Genomic DNA, 21,338 nt, shown 5'->3' on the forward strand with positions numbered 1-21,338 from the left:
CCTCCGCGATGGAATTACGACACCTTCAGTATTTCCTCGCGGTGGTGGACACCGGTGGCATGAGCAACGCTGCGGTGTCGATGCAGGTTTCGAATCCCTCTGTTTCTCAAGCGATCGCGTTCCTCGAACGCGACCTCGGTAGTTCACTGTTCGCCAGAGTCGGCAAAGGGCTGACCCTCACCCCGGCCGGCCACGCGCTGATCGGTCCCGCCCGCAAAGTTCTCCGCGACGTCGTCTCGGCCGCATCTGCGATAGACGACGGATCGGGAACCTTGCGAGGTCGGCTGGAAATAGCGGCTTCACCACACGTGGCCGCCGAGCCCGTTGCAGGTCTGGTCGCCCGGTTTCGGGCGTCGCACCCCGGCACCTCCGTCCGAATAGGTGCCCTGCCCACTGTGGGCGCAGTGGGTGGACTCATTCGAGATGGCCACTGTGAGTTCGTCTTCTGCCATCTGCCGGTGTCGGTGGGCGGTTTGGCGACGCTCGTGCTCGGTGTACACACCTACTGGCTGGTCTTCCCACCTGGTGCCGAAGTTGCGGCAACCGACCCGTTCCCGCTCGCTGAACTACCCTCGAGATCACTTGTCGCAGTGCCGCAGGGATCGCCGCAGCGGGTCACAGTGGAACGCGCGCTTCACGAGGCAGGCCAACGAACCACACCGTCCGCGGTGGTACAACACCGGGAGGCAATGATTCCGTTCGTACTCGAAGGCGTCGGCACCTCGATCATGGAACGCTCGCTGGCGGAGCGCGCTGCATGCAGAGGGGCTCAGGTGCGGGCCGTCGAGCCGGCGATAGAGTTGACGCATGCGGTGATCTACGATTCCGAGGCACTGTCCCCTGTCGGTTCGGCATTTCTGGCTTCGATCATGGAAGGTTTGGCAGCAGAAGGGAATTGACATCCATGAAGGCCCGTGCGGCGGGTGAGACGGCACTGCTGCGAACCATGACCGCGAGACGGCGAACAATTGGCGGAGTCAGTGACCGCACTGCCACGTCGGTGAGCTCCCGTCGAGCGATGTCCGCAGGCACCAGCGTGGCACCTGCACCGCGTACGACCAGTTCCCACACTGCCTGTCGATGTGCGCACTCGATGACAGCCGATCCGAATGCACCATCGAGACCTGGCACGTGCGAGCGACTCGAATCGCGGACGGAGAGGTCGACGATCATCGGAACGGTATCGAGGTCCCGAAGCGTCAGAGGTTCCGGTAGTGCCGCTGCCAGCTCGTGTGACAGCGCGAGAAGAATCTCCTGAGTTCCACATTCGACGATTCTGAGTCCGTCGGATCGAAAGGGCAGTTCTGCGAGTCCGACTTCGGTGGCACCTGATCTCACCGAAGTGGCAACGTCGTCGGCCGCGTCGGCCCCGGAAATCCTGATCTCGATATCGGGGTAGTGACGGTGGAACAGCCCGGCCATGCGAGGTAGCGGATCGACCGAAAGCGTTGGGGTCGAAGCGATATCGATAGTCCCGGCCTGAAGCGTCGACACTGCCGTTACTGCCCGTCGCGCAGCGGCTATATCGGCAGCGACTCTACGGGCAGGCGCGACGAACGAACGCCCGGCCTCGGTGAGAGCCAAACGGCGCCCTGATCGCGAGAACAATTCGACGGACAGTTGCTGCTCGAGTTGGCGAATCGCCTGTGACACTGCGGGCTGGGTGACGTAGAGACTGCGCGACGCGTCGGTGACGCTGCCATGGTCCACCACGGCCAAGAAGTACTCGATCAAACGCAGTTCCACCATCACACCCTAGAACCCCGACAGCTGGCGGTGCACTACTCGTACGCTCAGTAGGCGGGGGCGTCCTTGAGGAGTTGGCGCGCGATGATGAGCTTCTGGATCTCGCTCGTACCCTCGTAGATGCGGAAAAGGCGCACATCGCGGTACAGCCGTTCCACGGGCACTGTTCGCATGTAGCCGAGGCCTCCGTGAATCTGAACCGCGCGATCGGCGACTCGACCGACCATCTCGGTGCAGTACAACTTGGTGGTCGATGGCCCCATTTTCGTGTCGATTCCCGAGTCGTAGTCGACCGCGGCCGCGAGTGCCATGGCCTTACCCGCTGCGATTTCGGTTTTGCTCTCGGCCAGCATCGCTTGGACCAGCTGGAAGCCTCCGATAGAACGGCCACCCTGGGTGATCACGGTTGCTGCTCGCACCGATTCCTCCAGCAGCCTTTCACCGATTCCGACGCACAACGCACCGACGTGCAGACGACCGCGTGACAATGCACCCATGGCTGCGGCGAATCCGGCGCCTTCTTGTCCACCGATGATGTTGTCCACCGGAACCCGGACGTTGTCGAAGAAGAGCTCGGCGGTCCAGGCACCGGATTGTCCCATCTTCTTGTCGTGCGGTCCGACGGTGAGCCCTGGGCTGTCTGCGTCGACGGCGAGCACGGAGATTCCCTTCGTGCCGGTGGACGATGGATCTGTGCGTGCGAAGACCATGAAGACACCGGCCAGCGGCGCATTGGTGATGTAGCGTTTCGTCCCGTTCAGGACGTAGTGGTCGCCGTCGGCAACTGCAGTGGTACGCAGACCTGTCGGGTCGGACCCGGCGTCTGCCTCGGTGAGTGCGAACGATCCGATGAGTTCGCCTGATGCCAACCGGGGGAGGTAGTCCTTCTTCTGTTCCTCGGTGCCATACCGGGCAACCACTTGGCCGGCAATACCGTTGTTGGTCGAGATCATGGACCGAAATGCGGGGGTGGTGTGGCCGAGTTCCATCGCCAGGCGCACATCCTCGCTCATCGTGAAGCCCATTCCGCCGTACTCCTCCGGGAGTGCGTACCCGAACAGGCCCATGGATGCAGCTTTTCGGCGAATGTCGTCGGGAATGGCGTCGGTCTCTTCGATCTCTTCTTCGCGTGGCACGACCTCCTTGCGGATGAACGTTCGCACTGTGCCAAGAATGTCGTCGAAAATTTCGGATTCCATGGTCTCTTTCTTTTGTTCGTTGTGGTTCGCCACGTCCGCGTCCGTCATATTCTGTGCGCATAAAATCCGCGCAACTTCGATGGCGACATCAACGGTCACGGATATCGAGTCGACGAGGGACGTACCGCAACCCATGAAAGTGCGAGCGGGGCCCGTACACAAGACGAATATTGCCTAACCCATCGCTAGGCTCTACTTATGATCGGACGCTGATCAGGTCGTTTCCGTCGTGTCCTGCTCGTCCAGTCCAGGCGCATCCTCTTCGTGCGCATCCTCTTCGTGCGCATCGTCTCTGGGCGCTTCGTCTTCGGACACGTCGTCGGCGTGTGACTCGGCGTGGACTCGCTCGATGTGCTCGGTGAGGAGTCGGCCGGCTTCGAGTACGTGGTCCGCCATCGCTTTACGCGCGCCGTCGCCGTCGCCGGCCGAGAGCATCTCGATGATCTGACGGTGATCTTGGGCAGAGGCTTTCGGCCACCCCTGAATTGCTGCGAAGAATTTTCGCGGCGCGTACCCCAGAGTCGACCCAACCATCCATTGCAGCTTCGGGCTGCCTGCGAGCGCGAAAATCGATCGGTGGAACGAGTGATTGATTCGCTCGACTTCGTCGAAGTCCTCGTCGTGCGCGGCCCTTTCCAGCGCGTCCTGGAGTTCGTTCAGTACGTGTATGTCCGAGTCCCCGGCGCGCGCTGCAGCGCGGGCAGTGAGTTCTCCGGCCAGTAGCGCCTGAGCGGTGAAAACGTCGTTGATGTCCTGTGGATCGAGCGGGGCGATCACGAACCCTTTGCGAGGAATTACTCGGAGGAAGCCCTCGGACTGCAGTACGAGCAGACCTTCTCGAGCGGGGGTGGCGCTGATGTCGAGTTCGTCGGCGATGGATTCGGAACGAATGAACTCTCCGGGACGTAGCTCACCTGCAAGGATGCGCTCGCGGACGTACGCGGCCGCTTCATCGCTCAGGCGCATGCGGCGGCGGACTGGATGCGCGCGTGTCGGTTTGGGACCCATGAATATTAAGTGTAGTCGAGGCGGGGTGGTTGCTTAAATATGGAATATATTGCACTATTCAAGTGGGTTGAGGTCTTCCGAACCCGGATCGACCTGTCGGCGCGATACACGTCTGCGTCGACATCTGAACGGATGGAGTCTCAGTGGGCCTGTTGGACGGTAGAACTGTCGTAGTGACCGGTGGTGGGCAAGGTATCGGACTGGCCATCGCCACAGCCTGCGTTCACGAGGGCGCGCGAGTGGTGATCGGTGACATCGACGAAGCCGTAGCGAACGAGGCGGTCCGCAATCTCGGCGGGGAGGGCGTGGCCCGTCACGCGGTGTGCGACGTCAGGGACAGTTCTTCTGTCGAGGCGTTGCTCGACCTGGCGTACTCTGCGTTCGGTTCACTCGACGTGCTGGTCAACAACGCCGGGTTCACTCGCGACAACACGATGCGCAAGATGAGTGAGGAAGACTTCGACGCGGTCATCGAAGTCCATCTCAAAGGAACGTGGAACGGTACCCGTGCAGCTGCGTCACGAATGCGTGAACACGGCGGCGGCTCGATCATCAACGTATCGTCGCTGTCCGGCAAAGTCGGAATGCTCGGCCAGACGAACTACTCCGCTGCCAAAGCGGGAATCGTGGGACTGACCAAAGCCGCGGCCAAGGAGGTCGCGTTCGCCGGTGTTCGCATCAATGCTGTCGCGCCCGGACTGATCCGGACGGCCATGACAGAGGCGATGCCGCAGAAGGCCTGGGACTCGAAGATGGCCGAGATTCCCATGGGGCGAGTCGGCGAACCCTCCGAGGTCGCAAGTGTCGTGGTGTTTCTTGCCAGTTCCATGTCCAGTTACATGACGGGAACGACGCTCGAGATCACCGGTGGGCGGTTGATGTGACACCACACGGTACTGCGGCCGCACCCGAGGCCTTCACTCGAATAGTCGACACGTGGACGTCGGAGCCCGACGTCAGGGACGGCGTCCTGGCACTGTGGCCTGCCGCCGCACTCTCTGGGTTGCTCGGCTCACCGGCTGTAGTGCACGGGGACGAGCTGCCTCCGCTGTGGCACGAGGTGTACCTGCACCCGGTCAGAGAGCTCGAAGGACTGGGGCCGGACGGACACCCGGTGCGCGACGCGTTGGTACCCGGCATCGCCGGACGCCGCCGAATGTTCGGCGGAGGCCGCGTCGAAGTCGTTGCTCCGATTCGTATCGGGGACAGCGTTGTTCGGCAGGGAAAGGTGATCTCGACACAGATCAAGAAGGGCCGGACCGGATGGCTGCTCTTGGTCACCGAGCAGCACGAACTGTCGGTCGACGGTCAGGTGTGTGTGGTCGACGAACGCGACATCGTCTACCGCCTCCCGGAGGATGTGGCCGCCACGAAGCCCGAGCTCCCTCCTGTCCTGGACACCGAAACCGCGGCTCTCGTACCCGATGAACGCCTACTTTTCATGTTCAGCGCGCTGACCTACAACGCGCACCGAATCCACTACGACCGCGCGTACGCCGTTGACGTCGAGGGTCATCCGGACCTCGTCGTGCACGGTCCCCTTCTGGCGTTGCGGGCGCTGGAAGAGGCGCGCCGGCACTTCGGCTGTCATGCAGCTCGGGTGAGTTATCGGCTTCTGTCCCCCGCCTATTGCGGACGCGGGGTCGAGTTCGAGGTCACGCCACACGGTGACCGAACCGCAACGATCGTCGCGCGGCAGCAGGGCAGGGCTTGTCTGACCCTCGATGCAGCGGCCTGACACAACATTGCACAGCCGTACAGCCACACTGGCAAATGGAACGAGGACGAATCAATGGGTTACCTCAGCGACGAAGAAGAGCTTCTGATCAAGACGGTTCGCGAATTCGTCGACCGCCAAGTCAAACCGACCGTACGTGAGGTCGAACACGCCAACGAATATCCGGAAAAATGGATAGAACAGATGAAGCAGATCGGTATCTTCGGGCTCGCCGTTCCGGACGGGTACGGCGGTTGCCCTGTGTCGATGCCCTGTTACGTCAAAGTGACCGAGCAGCTGTCGCGGGGGTGGATGAGCCTGGCCGGAGCGATGGGTGGCCACACAGTGGTGGCAAAGCTGTTGGCTACGTACGGAACCGAGGAACAAAAGCAGACGTACCTACCGCGCATGGCAACCGGTGACATTCGCGCAACCATGGCATTGACCGAGCCGGGCGGCGGGTCGGATCTACAGGCCATGAGCACGTCCGCACGTGCGGACGGAGACGATGTGGTCATCAACGGGTCGAAGACATGGATCACCAATGCCCGGCGATCCGACCTTATCGCCGTGCTGTGCAAGACGGACCCGACCGCCGAGCCGCGGCACAAGGGCATGTCGGTCATTCTCGTGACACACGGTAAGGGCCTGGAGGTTTCCCGCGACCTCCCCAAACTCGGATACAAGGGCGTCGAAAGCTGCGAACTCTCCTTCGACGACTACCGGATACCCGCCTCGGCCATCCTGGGCGGCGTCGCCGGCTGCGGCTTCGCGCAGATGATGAAGGGGCTCGAGACGGGTCGTATTCAGGTGGCATCGCGGGCACTGGGAGTCGCTGCCGCAGCCCTGGAGGATTCGTTGGCTTACGCGCAGCAGCGTCACACGTTCGGACAACCGATTTGGAAGCATCAATCCATTGGTAACTACCTGGCAGACATGGCGACCAAGCTGACCGCAGCGCGTCAACTGACCCGACACGCAGCCGAAAAATTCGATGCAGGGGACCGCTGCGATATGGAAGCAGGCATGGCCAAACTGTTCGCTTCCGAAGTTGCGATGGAAATCGCGATGAGCGCGGTTCGAATTTTCGGCGGGTACGGCTACTCGACGGAGTACGACGTCGAACGGTACTTCCGAGACGCGCCGTTGATGATAGTCGGCGAGGGCACGAACGAGATTCAGCGCAACGTCATCGCCGCTCAACTGGTCGGGCGTGGGGGACTCTGATGGCGCAGCGAACATTTCAGCGCGCGGCGATCGTGGCACCGGTGAGAACAGCGGTCGGTAGATTCGGCGGTGGATTTCGCGACGTGCCCGCGCACACATTGGCCTCGACGGTAATCAAAGCGACAGTCGCACGGTCCGGGATAGCTCCGGAGCTGATCGAGGACGTTGTCATGGGGCAGTCCTATGCGAACTCCGAGGCACCGTGTATGGGCCGATGGGCCGCTCTCGATGCGGGATTGCCGGTTTCGGCGGCGGGTCTGCAGACCGATCGCCGGTGCGGTTCGGGCCTACAGGCGATAGTGACCGCAGCCATGATGGTCCAGACCGGCGCTGCCGGTGTAGTCCTGGCGGGCGGTGTCGAAAGCATGAGCGGCATAGAGCATTACACGACAGGCGCGCGGTGGGGAACGAGGTCCGGTGCGGTGACGATGTGGGACCGACTCGACCGAGGACGCGAGCGCTCGCAGCCCGAGTGGCGGTTCGGAAAGATCAGCGGCATGGTCGAAACGGCCGAGAACGTCGCACGCCGTTGTGGCGTGACCAGAGCGGAATCCGACGAGTACGCCGCGGAAAGTCATCACAAGGCCCATGCCGCTTGGGAAGCGGGTCGTTTCGACGACGAGGTCATCCCTGTCGACGTCACGGATCGAAAGGGCAATGTTGTAACGGTTGCACGGGACGAGGGTATCCGGCCGGACACCAGCGTCGCGTCGTTGTCGGCATTGCGTGCTGTGATGCCCAACGGGGTTGTGACAGCGGGTAATGCGAGTCAACAGAACGATGCGGCCGCCGCGGTGTTGATCGTGGCAGAAGACAAGCTGGAGGAATACGGCCTCGAACCGATCGGATTCGTCGAAGGATGGTCAGCGGCAGGGTGCGAACCTGCCGAGATGGGACTGGGTCCGGTTCCTGCTCTGCACAAGCTGTTGAAATCCACCGAACTGTCCATGACCGATTTCGACCTCGTCGAACTGAACGAAGCATTCGCCTGTCAGGTACTGGGCGTTCTCCATCAGTGGAAGTGGAACGATCGAGATCGGTTGAATGTCAACGGTTCCGGTATCTCTCTCGGTCACCCGATCGGGGCCACCGGCGTTCGCATGCTCACTACCCTGACGCATGAATTGAAGCGTCGAGGTGGCGGCAGAGGCTTGATGACGATGTGTGTCGGTGGCGGGCAAGGGATGGCAGCGTCCATCACCTCGGCGTGACCGTGGACGGAGAACGGGCCTCAGATATGCGCCTGTCGAATCCAGCACATGCCCGGACGCTACTGTTCGTGCCGGGCGACCGTCCTGAGCGATTCGACAAGGCCGCGGCATCGGGTGCCGACATCGTTGTCCTCGACCTCGAGGACGCGGTTGGCGTTGGTGCCAAGACCGCGGCACGCGCGAATGTGGTCGAGTACGTGAGTGGAGGTGTCGCGGCTTCGGTGCGCATCAACGCTGCCACCACCGCCGAATTCGAGCAGGATGTTTCAGCGATCAGTGCGCTCGCCTGTGGTGTGATGCTCGCGAAGGCAGATGAGTCGTCCATCGAGAGACTCGCGTGCCTCTTGCCGGACCATCGAATCATCGCCCTGATCGAAACGGCCCAAGGCGTCCTCGACGCTGCCGCTGTCGCGCGTATGCCGGGCGTGGCGCGGCTGGCTCTCGGAACCATCGACCTCGCTGCAGAACTGAGGGTGGACCCCGATCGATCGATGCTTCTGGACCGCGCCCGAGCTGATCTCGCGTTCGCGTCGGCGGCAGGAGGTCTTCCTGGCCCAATCGATGGAGTCACCACCGCGATCGACGACATCGCCGCCATCACCCGAGATGTCGAGCGAGCATCGGATTTCGGCTTCACCGGAAAACTGTGCATACATCCGCGACAGATTTCATCGACACATCTCGCAATGAGGCCGACACCGGAGGAAACGCTGTGGGCGCGTGCAATTGTGGCGGCAGTGGACGATCCTGCAAACGGCTCGGTCTTTTCGGTGAACGGATCGATGGTGGACAAGCCGGTAGCGGACCGCGCCCGATCGGTGCTTCGTAGAGCCGACATACCGATCTGACGACATCGTGAATGAGCAGGTTGGACTGTCGAATCGGTTTCGATGCAGTCCCGACATCGCCCCGACAACCTAGTCGCACTCCGGTAGTCCGCGTATTGGCAAGAAACCTTCGGCTGACTCCTGTCGACGGTCGAAAGGAAAGCGATTTAACGCTGCGTGGGGTTCGAGCCCTCCGCAGGTTGTGCGAGCGCGGTCAGGAAGGAGCGGGCCCAGCGGTCGACGTCGTGCGCGAGCACCTGCCGACGCATGGCACGCATGTGGCGTTTTCCTGCCTCGGGTTCCTGTTCGAGCGCGCCGATGATGGCGTCCTTCACGCTGTCCAGGTCGTGTGGATTGCACAGGTACGCCTGGCGCAGTTCTGCTGCGGCACCGGTGAATTCGCTGAGCACCAATGCTCCGCCGAGATCGCTGCGGCAGGCCACGTACTCCTTGGCGACGAGGTTCATACCGTCACGCAACGGGGTGACCAGCATGACGTCGGCGGCGACGAAGTAGGCCAGCAGGTCGTCGCGGGGGATCGGCCGGTGCAGGTAGTGCACCACCGGATGGCCCACCTGGCCGTACTCGCCGTTGATGCGGCCCACCTGCTGCTCGATCTCGCCGCGCATCGCTACGTAACTTTCGACGCGTTCCCGGCTGGGCGTGGCCAACTGCACGATGACGTTCTCGGCTGGGTCGACGCGGCCCTCTTCGAGCAATTCGCGGAAAGCGTTGAGCCGGACGTCGATTCCCTTGGTGTAATCGAGTCGATCGACGCCGAGCATGATGCGTTTGGGGTTTCCCAGATCCTTGCGGAGTTGCTTCGCGCGATCGCGTACTGCCTTCGTACGCGATTTGGTGTCGAGGTCGCCCGAGTCGATGGAGATGGGGAAGGCTCCGACGCGCACGGTCCGGAAGCCGACCTGCACGACGCCCAACTTGGATCGCACTCCGACCGTTCCGCGGGACGTGGTTCCCCCGGCGAGGCGTCGGGCAAGGTAGAGGAAGTTCTGTGCGCCGCCGGACAGATGGAACCCGATGAGGTCGGCACCGAGCAGTCCTTCGACGATCTCGGTTCGCCACGGCATCTGCATGAACAGCTCGATCGGCGGAAACGGGATGTGCAGGAAGAACCCGATGGTCAGATCGGGGCGCAGCATGCGCAGCATCTTCGGGACGAGCTGGAGCTGGTAGTCCTGGATCCAGACCGTCGCGCCCTGTGCCGCCGCCTCGGATGTCTTCTCGGCAAAGCGGCGATTGACCTCGACGTAGGCGTTCCACCAGTCGCGGTCGTACTCCGGTTTGACGATGACGTCGTGGTAGAGCGGCCACAGGGTCGCGTTGGAGAACCCCTCGTAGTACTGGCTGTATTCCTTCTCGCTGATCGGTACCGGTCGCAGCTGCAGGTCGTCCTCGACGAACGGCTCGACGTCGACGTCGGACACGCCGACCCATCCCACCCAGGCACCCTTGTTGGCCCGCAGGATCGGTTCGAGGGCGGTGACCAACCCGCCGGGGCTTCGCTTCCATCGCGTGCTTCCGTCCGGAAGCTTTTCCAGATCGACGGGCAACCTGTTGGCTACGACGACAAAATCCGAACCCTGCGAGGCGTCAGCCACAACTGTCCAATCCGCTTGTAGATCTCTGGGGTAACAGCCCTGCGAAAACCTGTCAGTCGGTCTTCGCTACGGGATCTATACCCAGCATCGACAACAACATGCGGCATTCGTCTGCATCGGTCGCATAGGCGGCGACGACGCGCTGAGCCTGGCTGGCCGTCTCGTACTCGAGTGGGACGATGTCTTCGTCGGCGATGTCGTTGTCGGTGGAGGTCTTGGCAGGCATGGTGTTCTCCGTACTCTCTGCTGGACTTACGTGGTGTTCCTGGCCACGACTCTATGTAAATGTGGCACCCCATCGCCAGTTCCCGATGCCTTAGGCTGCAGCAAATGACCGATTCTGTACCGCTCCGCCATGCTCGACCGGTGGTGGAGGGCCCTCCTCCGGCCACCGGCTCCGCAATTCTGCGCCGCACCGTACGTCGCCATCGCGCTCGCTTGATCGGCTCGTCGATGCTGTTCGGGGTACATCAACTGTGCGAAACGATGGTCCCGGTGGCCATCGGTCTCATAGTCTCGCGGGCCATCGACACCGGCGACGTCACGGCGATGATCGTCTCGCTGATCGGGCTGGCGGCCCTGTTCGTCACGCTGTCGTACGCATGGCGCATCGGTGCTCGCATCATCGTCGTCGCGATCGAGCGGGAGGCGTACCTGGTGCGTATCGAGGTTGCCGGACGCGTACTCGATCCCCGCGGACTGCGGACCGAGCTGTCGTCGGGGGAGCTGCTCACGGTGTCGACCTCGGATGCCGAGAAGGAGTCGTGGATCCTCGATCTGATCGCGCGGGTCTTCGCCTCGGCCGTAGCAGTGGTGGCGTCGGCGGTGGCGTTGCTGATCATCGACATTCCTCTCGGCCTGGCTGTCGTGATCGGTACTCCGGTGATTCTGATTGCGCTCCAGCGCCTGGCCCCGTTGCTCACTCGTGCGGCCACCGCGCAGCAGGCCGAGATCGCCGGGGTATCGGGAATGGCCACCGATCTGGTCAGCGGAGTGCGACCCCTGCGCGGTATCGGTGCCGAGAGCGCGGCAACGCAGCGGTTCGTGACGTCGAGCCGAACGGCATTGGCAGCGACGCTGAAACTGGCCCGCGCCAACAACGTCTATCAGGGCCTGGCCGCGGCGGTCAACGCGCTGCTCGCCGTCGGAATTGCCGGGACCGCAGGCTGGTTCGCGCTGCAGGGCCGAATTTCGGTCGGCGAGTTGATCACCGTCATCGGACTCTCGCAATTTGTCATCGAACCGCTCACCGGGTTGTCGAAGATCCCCGGTGTGGTGGCCATGGTGCGTGGATCGGCCGATCGGCTCGCCCTCGTACTCGGCGCGGAACACGTTCTACCGCAGTCGGAGTCCGCAGTTCCAGTGGGTACCGAACTGACCGTCGACGACGTCCGGTTCCGGTCGCTCGACGGCCTCGCCTTCCGGGCCGCACCGGGTGAGTTACTGGGAGTGGTGGCTTACCGACCACAGGACGGCGAAGCGATCGCCGCACTGCTGTCCGGCCAGATCTCCGAGTCCGATTACACCGGAACGGTGCGTATCGGTGGCATCCCGACGGGGCAGATCGATCTCCGACGCGCCCGCGAGACCGTTCTCGTCGAGCCGCACCTGACCGACCTCTTCGCCGGCACCGTCCGCAGCAACGTCACCGCCGGACGCGAGCGGCCCGAGGCCGAACTCGCCCGAGTGCTGCAGGCCTCCGCGGCCACCGACGTCGTGGAACTGCACGAAGCCGGACTCGACCACGCTGTCACCGACCGCGGCGCGAGCCTGTCCGGCGGGCAACGTCAGCGAGTCGCCTTGGCCCGTGCGCTGTCGGTCGATGCCCCGGTGCTGGTGCTGCACGACCCCACGACGGCCGTCGACGCCGTCACCGAACACGCCATCGCCCGCGGTGTCGCCGAGCTGCGGCACGGAGGTAGCACGTCGCAGACGACGATCCTCATCACCACCAGCCCTGCGCTGCTGTCGGTGACCCATCGCGTTCTCGTCGTCGACGGCGGCCGCGTCGTTGCCGAGGGAACGCACCACGATCTCGCGTCCTCGGATGCGCAGTACAGGGAGACGGTGCTGCGATGACGACCCCCGAACTCCTTCCGATCGCCACCGGAGCACGGTCCGGGAAGTGGCTGCTGGAACAGCTGCGCCTGCGGAAAGCACGAACGGCGGTGACGCTGCTCCTCGGCGCAATTGCCGCGGGGATGTCGCTGGTGCCGGTGTACGTGCTCGGGGTTCTGGTCGACCGCGTCCGCGACGGAGCCGACACCTCGACGATCGTCGGTGTTGTCGTGGTGATCTCGGTGGCTGCGGTGATCGGCGGAATCGTCACCGGATTCAGCGGTTATCTCATCAGCACCCTCGGTGAAGGAATCCTGGCCTCGTTGCGCGAAGCTGTCGTCCGTCGCGCCCTGCATCTGCCGGTGGCGACGTTGGAGCGAGTGGGCAAGGGCGACTTGCTCTCTCGGGTGGGCGACGACGTCGCAGTGATGGCGAAGTCGATCGGTGAAGTGATCCCGCAGCTCGTCGGGGCATTCCTGCTCGTGTGCCTGAGCATGATCACGATGCTCGGAATCGACTGGCGTCTCGGCCTCGCCGGACTGGTGGCATTACCGATGTACGTGCTGGCGCTGCGGTGGTATCTGCCGCGGTCGGCTCCGCTGTATGCGGCCGAACGCGTCGCGATGGGCGAGCGTGCGCAGTCGTTCGTCAGCAGCATGCAGGGTGCAAAGACGGTGCGCGCGTACGGGCTCGAGTCTGCCCACCTGAGCGACATCGACCGCTCGTCGGCGAAGGCCCGAGACATCGGCCTGGAGGTCTTTCGGCTCTTCACCCGGTTCGGTTCGCGCAGCAACCGTGCCGAATGCGTTGGACTGTCGGTGATCCTGCTGGCCGGGTTCCTGCTCGTACGAGGCGATTACGTCACCGTCGGTGAGACGACGGCCGCGGCCTTGCTGTTCCACCGCCTGTTCAATCCGATCGGCACGTTGTTGTTCACCTTCGACGACATCCAGTCTGCCGGTGCGTCGTTGGCCCGCCTGGTCGGCGTCGTGGACATTCCCGACGAACGGCCGGTGGGCGACGGTTCCGTACCCGCCGACGCCACCCTGGACGTCACCGATCTACGGCACGCGTACGAGGAGGGTCACGACGTGTTGCACGGAGTGAACCTGCGCGTCGCTGCGGGTGAGACGGTAGCGCTCGTCGGATCCACCGGTGCCGGTAAATCGACCATCGCGGCCATCGCGGCCGGTTCGATCGCGTCGACGTCCGGGGCAGTTCGCGTCGGCGGCGCAACGCTCGACGCGCTGGGCAGTGAGGGCTTGCGCCGTCATGTCGCAATCGTCAGTCAGGAAGTGCATGTCTTCGCCGGTCGGTTGATCGACGACGTGCGGTTGGCCGCGCCGGAGGCCGAACGCGCCGACGTCGAAGCGGCACTGCGAACAGTCGGGGCATGGGGGTGGGTCGAGGCGCTCGAAGACGGACTCGATACCGCCGTCGGCGAGGGCGGGCATCAGTTGACCGCGGCACAATCGCAGCAATTGGCCTTGGCGCGTTTGGTTCTCGCCGACCCGGCCGTCGCGGTGTTGGACGAGGCCACCGCGGAGGCCGGCAGTTCCGGTGCGCGAGAGCTCGAAGCTGCCGCCGAAGCCGCGACGAAGGGGCGCAGCACGTTGATCGTCGCGCATCGCCTGACGCAGGCCGCTGCGGCCGATCGCGTGGTGGTGCTCGAACACGGAAAAATCCTGGAGCAGGGTCCGCACGAGGAGCTGGTCGCGGCCGGCGGACGGTACGCACAGCTGTGGGAGGCCTGGCAGGGGCGCTGATTGCTTTAGCAATTTGCCTATAGCTATTAGTTTCGGCTACGGTCTTCTCGAACAGAGGAGGCCGACATGGCACGCGCAGGATTGACCGCGCAGCGCATCGTGGCAGCGGGAGCGGATCTGGCCGACGAGGTCGGCTTCGATCGCGTGACCGCCAGCGAGTTGGCGCGACGCTTCGACGTCAAGGTGGCGAGTCTGTATTCGCATCTGAAGAACTCGCACGAGTTGAACGTCGGCATCGCGCTGCTGGCGTTGGAGGAACTGGCCGATCGGGTGTCGGAGGCTCTCGCGGGCCGAGCGGGCAAGGATGCTCTAGTTGCCGTCGCGAACGCATATCTCGACTATTCGCGGGAGCACCCCGGTCGCTATGCGGCGACGCAGTTTCCGCTCGATCACGAGACCGCTCTTGCGAGTGCGGGAGTGCGTCACTCGGCGATGATGAAGGCGATCCTGCGGGGGTACGACCTCGGCGAAGAGGATCAGATCCATGCAGTTCGATTGCTCGGCAGTGTCTTTCACGGCTATGCCTGCCTCGACGCGGCCGGCTCGTTCGCGCACAGTGCACCCGACTCGCAGCAATCGTGGACACGCATCCTCGACGGAATCGACACACTCTTACAGCACTGGAGGCAGTGACATGGAACCGATCTCCGAACGCGACATCAGGTCGTCGTTCGTCAACTCGTCCAAGGGCGACGCCAAACGGGTCACCCTTCCCGATGCCTTCGACGCAGTACCGTGGGACGATCTCGATTTCTTCGGTTGGGTGGATCCGAAGCTCGCCGGAAGAAGCTACATCGTCGTTCCGTCTGGGGACGCTCTGCGCGGAATCGCGTTGCGCTACAAGCCCGGAGGGCCTCGCACGGCGCAGATGTGCAGCATCTGCCTCACCACGCACGCCAACGGTGGAGTGTCGCTGATGGCTGCTGCGAAGGCCGGAGAATCCGGCAGGCGCGGCAATACCGTGGGTACCTACATCTGCTCGGACCTCGCGTGCTCGCTCTATGCGCGGAAGAAGAAGACCCCGGCATTGGGTCGGCAGTTCAAGGAAGACTTCGATGTCGAGACCCGCACCGCTGCAGTCGAAGACAACATCGGTGCGTTTCTCGCTCGCATTCTCGGTTGATCAACTGATGGTGTGTACTCGCATGCCGGTGTCCTCGGCTTCGAGGTCGTCCCGCAGCACGAACCGTCGGTCGTAGTCGCCGCCGTTCTGGGTGCGGTAGGGGATGGGATCCTCGGTGCGCAGACCCTTCACTCGCTGGAGAAGTTCCGATTCCGCTGCAGCGTAATCGGACTCGGTCATCCGGTCGGCGCTCGCGACGAGTACCGGTGGAAGAACGGACATGCCGGTGTAGAACAGGATGCCGTGCTGAATCGGGTACAGCATCTCGTCCAGGTCGCCGTTGATACCGCGTGGCGACACCGTGTGTTCGCTGCCGCCCATGGTGACGACGACCATCGCGCGCTTTCCGGCGAGCATGCCGTCGCCGTAGCGCCGGGTGCTGCCGTCGGATGTCCTGATGCCGTAGCCGAAACCCTCCACGAATACTCGATCCACCCAGCCCTTCATGATCGCGGGCATCGAGAACCACCACAGTGGAAACTGCAGCACGACGGCGTCGGCACGCTGTAACTTCTGTTGCTCGGCCACGATGTCCTGGGTCTGGATGCCGGCCGCGAGGGCTGTGCTGGATGCGGTCGCCACCCGGAATCGCTCCGTCGGATCGTGGGCGTAATCCTCAGCGGTGACCACCGGATTCCACTGCATTGCATACAGATCCGACTGCTCGACGGTATCGCCGTCGGCGCGGAGTTGCTGCAGGGCTGCGTCGCGCAGTGAGCCGTTCAGCGAGCGGGCTTCTGGATGGGCATAGACCCACAGGATGTTCATGCACTCGATCCTGGGGCAACAGGCCTGCGGACAACAGTGGCACGAATGACAACTTGTGCAAGATTTCGGCCACAATCTGTGTGGCGCGGCTACCCGTGTCGGCTCGCGCGCCGCGGCCGCAGTGTTGTGATGAGCCAGGCCGCTGCCGCGACGAATGCCAGTCCCCAACCCGCAATTCCCGCCCAGGGCAGATCCAGCCGTAGGACGGCAATAACCCCGACGATCACCAGAGTCGCGTATATCGGCGAGAGCGTGCGCTGTTCCCTCATCGTTCGAGCCAGCTCCTGTTCGTCGTGCTTGCGTCGGACGTCGCGGTTGTCCGCGTCGCCGAATCAACAGTAAACCGGGAGGTTGGTCGGCGCGCTAGGGGAAACGCCACGTGGCAGGATTCGGAAATGACGCATCGCATTGCCGTCTATGTCCGCGACGGCCTTCTCGCCATGGAGTTGGGCATCGTGCATCGCCTATTCGGGCAGGCGCACTCCGACTCCGGCGCTGCGCTGTACGAGGTGATCACCTGCACCGACGTGCCCGGTCATGTTCGCACCGACTCCGACGTTCGCATACTCGTCGAACGCGGGCTCGACGCCGTGGCCGAGGCCGATACCGTGATCGTTCCGGCCTCCGACGCCGACTACGAGACCGACCTTGCCGCTGTCTCGCCCCTGTTCCGCGTGGTGACGAATCAGCGATTGGCGTCGATCTGCACAGGCGCGTTCGTTCTCGCCGCGGCGGGAGTTCTCGACGGCAAACGCGCTACCACGCACTGGAAGTCGGCCTCCCGGTTCGCAGAGCTGTATCCGAAGGTCTCGATCGATCCGAACGTGCTCTATACCGAGGAAGGCAACATACTGACGGCGGCAGGGGAAGCATCGGGAATCGATCTGTGTCTGTACATGATTCGTCAGGATTTCGGTGCGGCGGTGGCCAATCGGGTGGCCCGCGGAACCGTCGTGCCACCCCATCGCAGCGGTGGTCAGGCGCAGTACATCGACACTCCGGTGCCACAGACGTACGGCACATCGACGGCGGGCACGCAGGAGTGGGCGCTGAGCAACCTGGGCGCATCCCTTTCGGTGGAGGACCTGGCGCGACGGCAGTCTATGAGTGTTCGAACGTTCTCCCGCCGTTTCCTGGCCGAAGTCGGAATCTCCCCGGCCCGTTGGATTGTGGCGCAGCGGGTGCAGCGTGCACGGGAGTTGCTCGAGAACACGGATCTGACCGTTGAACGCATCGCGCACGACACCGGATTCGGCACCGCGACATCGTTGAGAAACCAGCTTGCTGCGGAGTTGGGTGTTTCGCCCAGTGCATACCGAGCGACGTTCAGGGTTGGTGGTCGACTCGCCTAGCATGGCTCACCGACAGGTCCCGATTCACGAATCCTTATGCACAGCAATAGTTTTCGATTGCACTATCATTGCGCGTCGAACACCTGTTCGATATACTTGGTCCATGACGACGGAGATATGGCAACTGAGCGAGGCAGAACTCCTCGCCGACGCCGCCGTGGTCTCCCACCAGATCCAACTGCTCGAGGCCCGGCGCATCGCCCTCGTCGCCGACATCGACACCCGCGTCAGCCGTGACAAGCTCGGCTTCCCCGGACCCGCCGGCTGGCTCACCTCCACCACCCTGCTCACCCCGAGCAAAGCCATCAAGATCGTCGCCCTCGCCCGCGGACTGAAGAACTTCCCCGATATCGCCGACGCCGTCGACACCGGCGTCATGTCCGTCGACCACGCCGCCCTGATCCTCACCTTCGCCGAAACACCACCCAAGAACCTCCCGCAAGAAGGCCAAGACATCGCCCGCGCTGCCATGATCAAAGCTGCGACCGGACCCGGAGCCCGTACCGACCGCATCCGCGAAGCGATCACCAAACTCGAGGACACCTACGGTGGCAAGAAACCGCCACCCGAGGACACCGACCGCAACGAACTCTTCGCCTCGAAAACCCTGAACGGGCGGCTGGCGTTGAAAGGTGACTTCGATGCCATCACCGGAGAAAAACTCCTCGCCGCCCTATCACCCCTGACCGAACCCCAGCCCGCAGTCGACGGCACCGAGACACCCAGAACCGGAGACGAACGCAGCCCCGCCCTACGCGGAGCCGAGGCGTTCGGGCAGATCATCGACCACTACCTCGCTACGAAAGACCGCCCCACCGAAGGCGGCGAGAGGCCGCACCTCAACCTGCACATCCGATTGCAGGACCTCACCAACCTCCGCAACACTGCAGCAGGCGCAGGCGTGGACAACAACGAGAACGGCAGCACCGCAAACGAATCCGGAAACGAGACCCATGCAGCCACCGCCGATCGCGGCGCGTATCGCGACTTGTTCGGCGATGGCACCACAGTCGGCTGGCTGCCCTGGATGGGACCGCTCTCCCGCAACACGTCCCGGCAGTTGGCGTGTGATTGCATCCTCACCGCCATCGTCATGGACGAGAACGGATCCCCGATCAATTTGGCCCGCACCGTCACCGCCAAACAGAAACGCGCGTTGACCGCCCGCGATCACGGGTGCGCGTTCCCCGGCTGCGGCAAACCCGCCGCCTGGACAGAGGGGCATCATATTTGGCATTGGACCGATGGCGGCCCGACAGACATGAACAACCTGGTCCTGCTCTGCGGATTCCACCAACGACTCATCCACCATTCGGATTGGGAAGTGTTCATCGCCGCAGACAACCACCCGTGGTTCGTCCCACCCGCCACCGTCGACCCGTACCGACAACCCCGGCAATCCCACGCACGAGCCGGCCCCCACATCGCCTGACACTTGGAAAACAATCCAGCCCCGCACCGAGAACACGGTGCGGGGCTGGAAGAGGTTGACCAAGAGGTCAATTCGAGTGAATCGAGCGCTCAGTCCTTGTTCTTCTCTGCAATGAACAGCTTCTCGATGCGCTCTGCTTCGTCTTTCTTGGAGTCGGCTTCCTCGGAACGCTCTGCTGCTTCGGCCAATTCGGCCTCGGACGGCGCTGCGGCCAACTTCTCCTGCTTGTCGACCTGAGCCTGCTGAGCCTTCTTGCGATCCTCGGCTGATTTTGTCGCTGCCGCAGCCTGCTCGTCGGCCTTCTTCTTCTTGGCGGCGGCTTCACGCTCAGCCTCCTGAGCAGCCTCGCGCTTGCGCTGCTCCGCTTCCTGGCGAGCATCACGTGCTGCTTCCTGGGCAGCGGCGTCGGACGCTCGGCGATCCTTCTCCGCAGTCTCACGAGCCACCTTCAGCTCGTCGTCCGCAGCGACCTTCTTGGCACGGGCCTCGGCGTCCAGGCGCGCTGCCTCGGCTCGGTTCTCGGTGCTGTCGACCAACGTCTCTCCGCGATCCGCAAGGCTCTTGTCGCCCAACAGGTTTCCGACGGCGCGGTCCAGTGATCCGAGTGTGTGCTCGTACACCAGGCGTGCGGGCGATTCCGCGTTCATCTTCTCGACAACGTTGGTCTCGATGAGCTGCAACGGAATTCGAGCGATCTTGTACTGAATTCGAAGGATGGTCAGTGGTATGGCTAAAACGCTCATGTAGCGAAACTCCTGATATGCAGTAGTGGATCAAGCCTGGTTGCGAAGCTCTTCGGCCTTCTTGCGATCGGCCTCGGCCTGCCGGAGTGCTTCCTGGTGCTTCTGCGCCGCCACCATTTCGTCGGAGTCCGCAGCGGCCTGCTCGATGCGCCGGTCCTCCTCGGCATCGATTTGCTCGGCCGTGGCGTCGACCTCCGCGGCTGCGTGCTCTTGCGCTACTTCCTCGCGCTTTGCCTGTTCGGCGGCGGCTACCTGGGTCTGCCGTACGCGATCCGCGTTCGCCTCGGTCACGGCCGCGTTCTCCTCCGCAGCTTCACGGCGGCTCTCCGCTGCAGTGCGTACATCGGCCAGTTCCTCGCCGGCCTCGGTGGCCTGAGCCTCCGCTACCCGCTCGGTGGCCTGGGCTTCCTTGCGTTCGCGGGCCTGGGCGGCCTGCAATTGACCTTCGGCAGTCAAGGAGTCGTTGCCGGTCACCGCGCCCACGACCTCTTTGGCTTTGCCCTTGATTCCGTCGAGCAATCCCTTGCGTGCTTCGCCCGCTACGTTCTCGTCAGTCATGTAGCTGCAGGTACCCACTGGCTGTACGAGTAACCCCGCGTCGGCCCCGAACGATACGATCGCCGACGTACGTATCAGCAGTGAGGAGACCTATGCCTATCGCCAAGATCAACGGCATCGACATCAATTACCAGGTCAAAGGCAGTGGAGACCTGGTGGTTCTCGTTATGGGTACCGGTAGCCCCGGCCGCGTGTGGGAGCTGCATCAGGTGCCCGCTCTCACAGCAGCGGGGTACCGGGTGTGCACATTCGACAATCGCGGCATCGCGCCGTCGTCGGAGAGCACTCACGGCATCACCATCGAGGCCATGGTCGCCGATACCGCCGGCCTGATCGAACTCGTCCGCAACGGCGACGAGAAGGCTTTCGTGGTCGGCACGTCCATGGGCTCACGAGTCGCGCAGGAGCTGGCCCTGGCCAGGCCTGATCTGGTGCGCAAGGCCGTGTTCCTCGCCGGACATGCCAGGGTCGACGAGTTTCAGAAGACCCTCGCCCATGGTGAGCGGGCTCTGTACGACAAGGGTGTCGAGCTGCCGGGCACGTACTCGGCAGCCGTGACGGCGGTGATGAACCTGTCGCCTGCAACGTTGCGTGACGGGCGTAGTGCTCGCGATTGGCTCGATCTGTTCGAGTTCTCGGCGTCGTCACCCTCGGCCGGAGTGCGCGCTCAGCTGGGGATGGAGGACGATTTCGATCGAACCTCGGCCTACCGCGGTGTCTCGGTGCCGTGCCTGGCGGTCGGGTTCGCCGACGATCGGATGATCCCCGCTTACCTGGGCAAGGAGCTGGCCGACGCCATTCCGGGCGCCCGCTACGTGGAGATCGAGGACGCCGGCCACTACGGATATCTCGAGCGTCCCGAGGCCGTCAATGCGGAACTGCTCGGCTTTCTGAAGGCCTGACGGCACCGGGCAGGGACCCGCGTTGCTAGTGTCGTGGTGCACTTCACGGTGCATCACGTACCAATCAAACGTTTGCGACGAG

Annotated in this window: 22 protein-coding genes; 13 read left to right on the forward strand and 9 right to left on the reverse strand. The window is 63.4% G+C overall.

Going from position 1 to position 21,338, the window contains the following annotated elements; all coding sequences use genetic code 11:
* Nucleotides 1-8: 8 nt before the first annotated feature.
* On the forward strand, nt 9-899 hold the full coding sequence (locus QM797_RS06865) for a LysR family transcriptional regulator (protein ID WP_283274479.1): 891 nt from the start codon (nt 9-11) through the stop codon (nt 897-899).
* Here the strand turns inward: QM797_RS06865 and QM797_RS06870 are convergent.
* The 3 genes from QM797_RS06870 to QM797_RS06880 form a co-directional block, all read right to left on the reverse strand.
* Nucleotides 868-1,746, reverse strand: a complete 879-nt coding sequence (locus QM797_RS06870) for a LysR family transcriptional regulator (RefSeq protein ID WP_283274481.1) — start codon at nt 1,744-1,746, stop codon at nt 868-870. The two genes, QM797_RS06865 and QM797_RS06870, sit on opposite strands and share 32 nt — an antisense overlap.
* Before the next feature lie 47 nt (nt 1,747-1,793).
* A complete protein-coding gene (locus QM797_RS06875; protein ID WP_283274483.1) occupies nt 1,794-2,945 on the reverse strand; it encodes an acyl-CoA dehydrogenase family protein in 1,152 nt (383 codons plus the stop codon).
* 213 nt (nt 2,946-3,158) lie between these two features.
* Nucleotides 3,159-3,953: a GntR family transcriptional regulator gene (locus tag QM797_RS06880; protein WP_283274484.1), complete on the reverse strand. Its 795-nt coding sequence runs from the start codon at nt 3,951-3,953 to the stop codon at nt 3,159-3,161.
* A gap of 143 nt (nt 3,954-4,096) precedes the next feature.
* Here QM797_RS06880 and fabG point away from each other — a divergent pair, with 143 nt between their 5' ends.
* From fabG to QM797_RS06905, 5 genes are read left to right on the forward strand one after another with little or no spacing between them, the layout of a single operon-like run.
* Nucleotides 4,097-4,837 (forward strand): 3-oxoacyl-ACP reductase FabG, encoded by a 741-nt coding sequence (gene fabG, locus QM797_RS06885; protein ID WP_283274485.1) that lies wholly within the window; start codon nt 4,097-4,099, stop codon nt 4,835-4,837.
* The gene (locus QM797_RS06890; RefSeq protein ID WP_283274486.1) at nt 4,834-5,691 is read left to right on the forward strand and encodes an FAS1-like dehydratase domain-containing protein; all 858 of its coding nucleotides are present in this window, start codon (nt 4,834-4,836) and stop codon (nt 5,689-5,691) included. The genes fabG and QM797_RS06890 overlap by 4 nt, the downstream gene beginning before the upstream one ends.
* Nucleotides 5,692-5,745: 54 nt before the next feature.
* Nucleotides 5,746-6,897, forward strand: coding sequence for an acyl-CoA dehydrogenase family protein (locus QM797_RS06895; protein WP_283274487.1), 1,152 nt, complete (start codon nt 5,746-5,748; stop codon nt 6,895-6,897).
* Nucleotides 6,897-8,108 carry an acetyl-CoA C-acetyltransferase gene (locus QM797_RS06900; protein ID WP_283274488.1) on the forward strand — a complete coding sequence of 404 codons (1,212 nt, stop codon included), beginning with the start codon at nt 6,897-6,899 and terminating at the stop codon, nt 8,106-8,108. The genes QM797_RS06895 and QM797_RS06900 overlap by 1 nt, the downstream gene beginning before the upstream one ends.
* Before the next feature lie 26 nt (nt 8,109-8,134).
* On the forward strand, nt 8,135-8,956 hold the full coding sequence (locus QM797_RS06905; RefSeq protein WP_283275304.1) for an HpcH/HpaI aldolase/citrate lyase family protein: 822 nt from the start codon (nt 8,135-8,137) through the stop codon (nt 8,954-8,956).
* 146 nt (nt 8,957-9,102) lie between these two features.
* On the opposite strand, the gene QM797_RS06910 is transcribed toward QM797_RS06905, so the two are convergent.
* Nucleotides 9,103-10,554, reverse strand: coding sequence for an alpha,alpha-trehalose-phosphate synthase (UDP-forming) (locus QM797_RS06910; RefSeq protein ID WP_283274489.1), 1,452 nt, complete (start codon nt 10,552-10,554; stop codon nt 9,103-9,105).
* A gap of 52 nt (nt 10,555-10,606) precedes the next feature.
* Complete coding sequence (locus QM797_RS06915; protein ID WP_008710019.1) at nt 10,607-10,780, reverse strand: hypothetical protein; 174 nt, start codon at nt 10,778-10,780, stop codon at nt 10,607-10,609.
* Between the two features lie 104 nt (nt 10,781-10,884).
* On the opposite strand from QM797_RS06915, the gene QM797_RS06920 reads away from it, so the two are divergent.
* The 4 genes from QM797_RS06920 to QM797_RS06935 all read left to right on the forward strand — a co-directional run bounded on the left by QM797_RS06920 (nt 10,885) and on the right by QM797_RS06935 (nt 15,501).
* Complete coding sequence (locus tag QM797_RS06920) at nt 10,885-12,633, forward strand: ABC transporter ATP-binding protein (protein ID WP_283274491.1); 1,749 nt, start codon at nt 10,885-10,887, stop codon at nt 12,631-12,633.
* Nucleotides 12,630-14,378, forward strand: coding sequence for an ABC transporter ATP-binding protein (locus QM797_RS06925; RefSeq protein WP_283274492.1), 1,749 nt, complete (start codon nt 12,630-12,632; stop codon nt 14,376-14,378). Before QM797_RS06920 ends, QM797_RS06925 begins: the two co-directional genes overlap by 4 nt.
* A 66-nt stretch (nt 14,379-14,444) precedes the next feature.
* Nucleotides 14,445-15,011 carry a TetR/AcrR family transcriptional regulator gene (locus QM797_RS06930; protein WP_283274496.1) on the forward strand — a complete coding sequence of 189 codons (567 nt, stop codon included), beginning with the start codon at nt 14,445-14,447 and terminating at the stop codon, nt 15,009-15,011.
* 1 nt (nt 15,012) lies between these two features.
* Complete coding sequence (locus QM797_RS06935) at nt 15,013-15,501, forward strand: FBP domain-containing protein (protein WP_283274497.1); 489 nt, start codon at nt 15,013-15,015, stop codon at nt 15,499-15,501.
* Here QM797_RS06935 and QM797_RS06940 read toward each other — a convergent pair whose 3' ends face one another.
* Both QM797_RS06940 and QM797_RS06945 read right to left on the reverse strand, forming a co-directional pair.
* A complete protein-coding gene (locus tag QM797_RS06940) occupies nt 15,502-16,269 on the reverse strand; it encodes an NAD(P)H-dependent oxidoreductase (protein ID WP_283274498.1) in 768 nt (255 codons plus the stop codon).
* Nucleotides 16,270-16,358: 89 nt separating this feature from the next.
* On the reverse strand, nt 16,359-16,538 hold the full coding sequence (locus tag QM797_RS06945; RefSeq protein WP_283274499.1) for a hypothetical protein: 180 nt from the start codon (nt 16,536-16,538) through the stop codon (nt 16,359-16,361).
* Nucleotides 16,539-16,664: 126 nt separating this feature from the next.
* Between QM797_RS06945 and QM797_RS06950 the strand changes: the two genes are divergently transcribed.
* Together QM797_RS06950 and QM797_RS06955 are read left to right on the forward strand one after the other, a co-directional pair.
* Nucleotides 16,665-17,621: a GlxA family transcriptional regulator gene (locus QM797_RS06950; protein WP_283274501.1), complete on the forward strand. Its 957-nt coding sequence runs from the start codon at nt 16,665-16,667 to the stop codon at nt 17,619-17,621.
* Nucleotides 17,622-17,724: 103 nt separating this feature from the next.
* Complete coding sequence (locus QM797_RS06955; RefSeq protein ID WP_283274503.1) at nt 17,725-19,053, forward strand: HNH endonuclease signature motif containing protein; 1,329 nt, start codon at nt 17,725-17,727, stop codon at nt 19,051-19,053.
* Between the two features lie 89 nt (nt 19,054-19,142).
* Here QM797_RS06955 and QM797_RS06960 read toward each other — a convergent pair whose 3' ends face one another.
* On the reverse strand, nt 19,143-19,796 hold the full coding sequence (locus QM797_RS06960) for a hypothetical protein (protein WP_283274504.1): 654 nt from the start codon (nt 19,794-19,796) through the stop codon (nt 19,143-19,145).
* Nucleotides 19,797-19,826: 30 nt separating this feature from the next.
* Nucleotides 19,827-20,354, reverse strand: coding sequence for a general stress protein CsbD (locus QM797_RS06965; RefSeq protein WP_283274505.1), 528 nt, complete (start codon nt 20,352-20,354; stop codon nt 19,827-19,829).
* A 92-nt stretch (nt 20,355-20,446) separates the two neighbouring features.
* On the opposite strand from QM797_RS06965, the gene QM797_RS06970 reads away from it, so the two are divergent.
* The gene (locus QM797_RS06970; RefSeq protein WP_283274507.1) at nt 20,447-21,256 is read left to right on the forward strand and encodes an alpha/beta fold hydrolase; all 810 of its coding nucleotides are present in this window, start codon (nt 20,447-20,449) and stop codon (nt 21,254-21,256) included.
* Nucleotides 21,257-21,338 lie beyond the last annotated feature (82 nt).

Origin of the sequence: Rhodococcus sp. IEGM 1381 (assembly GCF_030056795.1) — a bacterium.
Lineage (GTDB): Bacteria > Actinomycetota > Actinomycetes > Mycobacteriales > Mycobacteriaceae > Rhodococcoides.

Excerpts from the sequence above, each read along its gene's own strand:
- QM797_RS06965 (WP_283274505.1), bottom strand. The coding sequence starts at position 20,354 with ATGACTGACGAGAACGTAGCGGGCGAAGCACGCAAGGGATTGCTCGAC.
- QM797_RS06925 (WP_283274492.1), top strand. The coding sequence starts at position 12,630 with ATGACGACCCCCGAACTCCTTCCGATCGCCACCGGAGCACGGTCCGGG.
- QM797_RS06900 (WP_283274488.1), top strand. The coding sequence starts at position 6,897 with ATGGCGCAGCGAACATTTCAGCGCGCGGCGATCGTGGCACCGGTGAGA.
- QM797_RS06955 (WP_283274503.1), top strand. The coding sequence starts at position 17,725 with ATGACGACGGAGATATGGCAACTGAGCGAGGCAGAACTCCTCGCCGAC.
- QM797_RS06935 (WP_283274497.1), top strand. The coding sequence starts at position 15,013 with ATGGAACCGATCTCCGAACGCGACATCAGGTCGTCGTTCGTCAACTCG.
- QM797_RS06915 (WP_008710019.1), bottom strand. The coding sequence starts at position 10,780 with ATGCCTGCCAAGACCTCCACCGACAACGACATCGCCGACGAAGACATC.
- QM797_RS06875 (WP_283274483.1), bottom strand. The coding sequence starts at position 2,945 with ATGGAATCCGAAATTTTCGACGACATTCTTGGCACAGTGCGAACGTTC.
- QM797_RS06970 (WP_283274507.1), top strand. The coding sequence starts at position 20,447 with ATGCCTATCGCCAAGATCAACGGCATCGACATCAATTACCAGGTCAAA.
- QM797_RS06880 (WP_283274484.1), bottom strand. The coding sequence starts at position 3,953 with ATGGGTCCCAAACCGACACGCGCGCATCCAGTCCGCCGCCGCATGCGC.
- QM797_RS06945 (WP_283274499.1), bottom strand. The coding sequence starts at position 16,538 with ATGAGGGAACAGCGCACGCTCTCGCCGATATACGCGACTCTGGTGATC.
- QM797_RS06950 (WP_283274501.1), top strand. The coding sequence starts at position 16,665 with ATGACGCATCGCATTGCCGTCTATGTCCGCGACGGCCTTCTCGCCATG.
- QM797_RS06865 (WP_283274479.1), top strand. The coding sequence starts at position 9 with ATGGAATTACGACACCTTCAGTATTTCCTCGCGGTGGTGGACACCGGT.
- QM797_RS06920 (WP_283274491.1), top strand. The coding sequence starts at position 10,885 with ATGACCGATTCTGTACCGCTCCGCCATGCTCGACCGGTGGTGGAGGGC.
- QM797_RS06930 (WP_283274496.1), top strand. The coding sequence starts at position 14,445 with ATGGCACGCGCAGGATTGACCGCGCAGCGCATCGTGGCAGCGGGAGCG.
- QM797_RS06905 (WP_283275304.1), top strand. The coding sequence starts at position 8,135 with ATGCGCCTGTCGAATCCAGCACATGCCCGGACGCTACTGTTCGTGCCG.
- QM797_RS06895 (WP_283274487.1), top strand. The coding sequence starts at position 5,746 with ATGGGTTACCTCAGCGACGAAGAAGAGCTTCTGATCAAGACGGTTCGC.
- QM797_RS06960 (WP_283274504.1), bottom strand. The coding sequence starts at position 19,796 with ATGAGCGTTTTAGCCATACCACTGACCATCCTTCGAATTCAGTACAAG.
- QM797_RS06940 (WP_283274498.1), bottom strand. The coding sequence starts at position 16,269 with ATGAACATCCTGTGGGTCTATGCCCATCCAGAAGCCCGCTCGCTGAAC.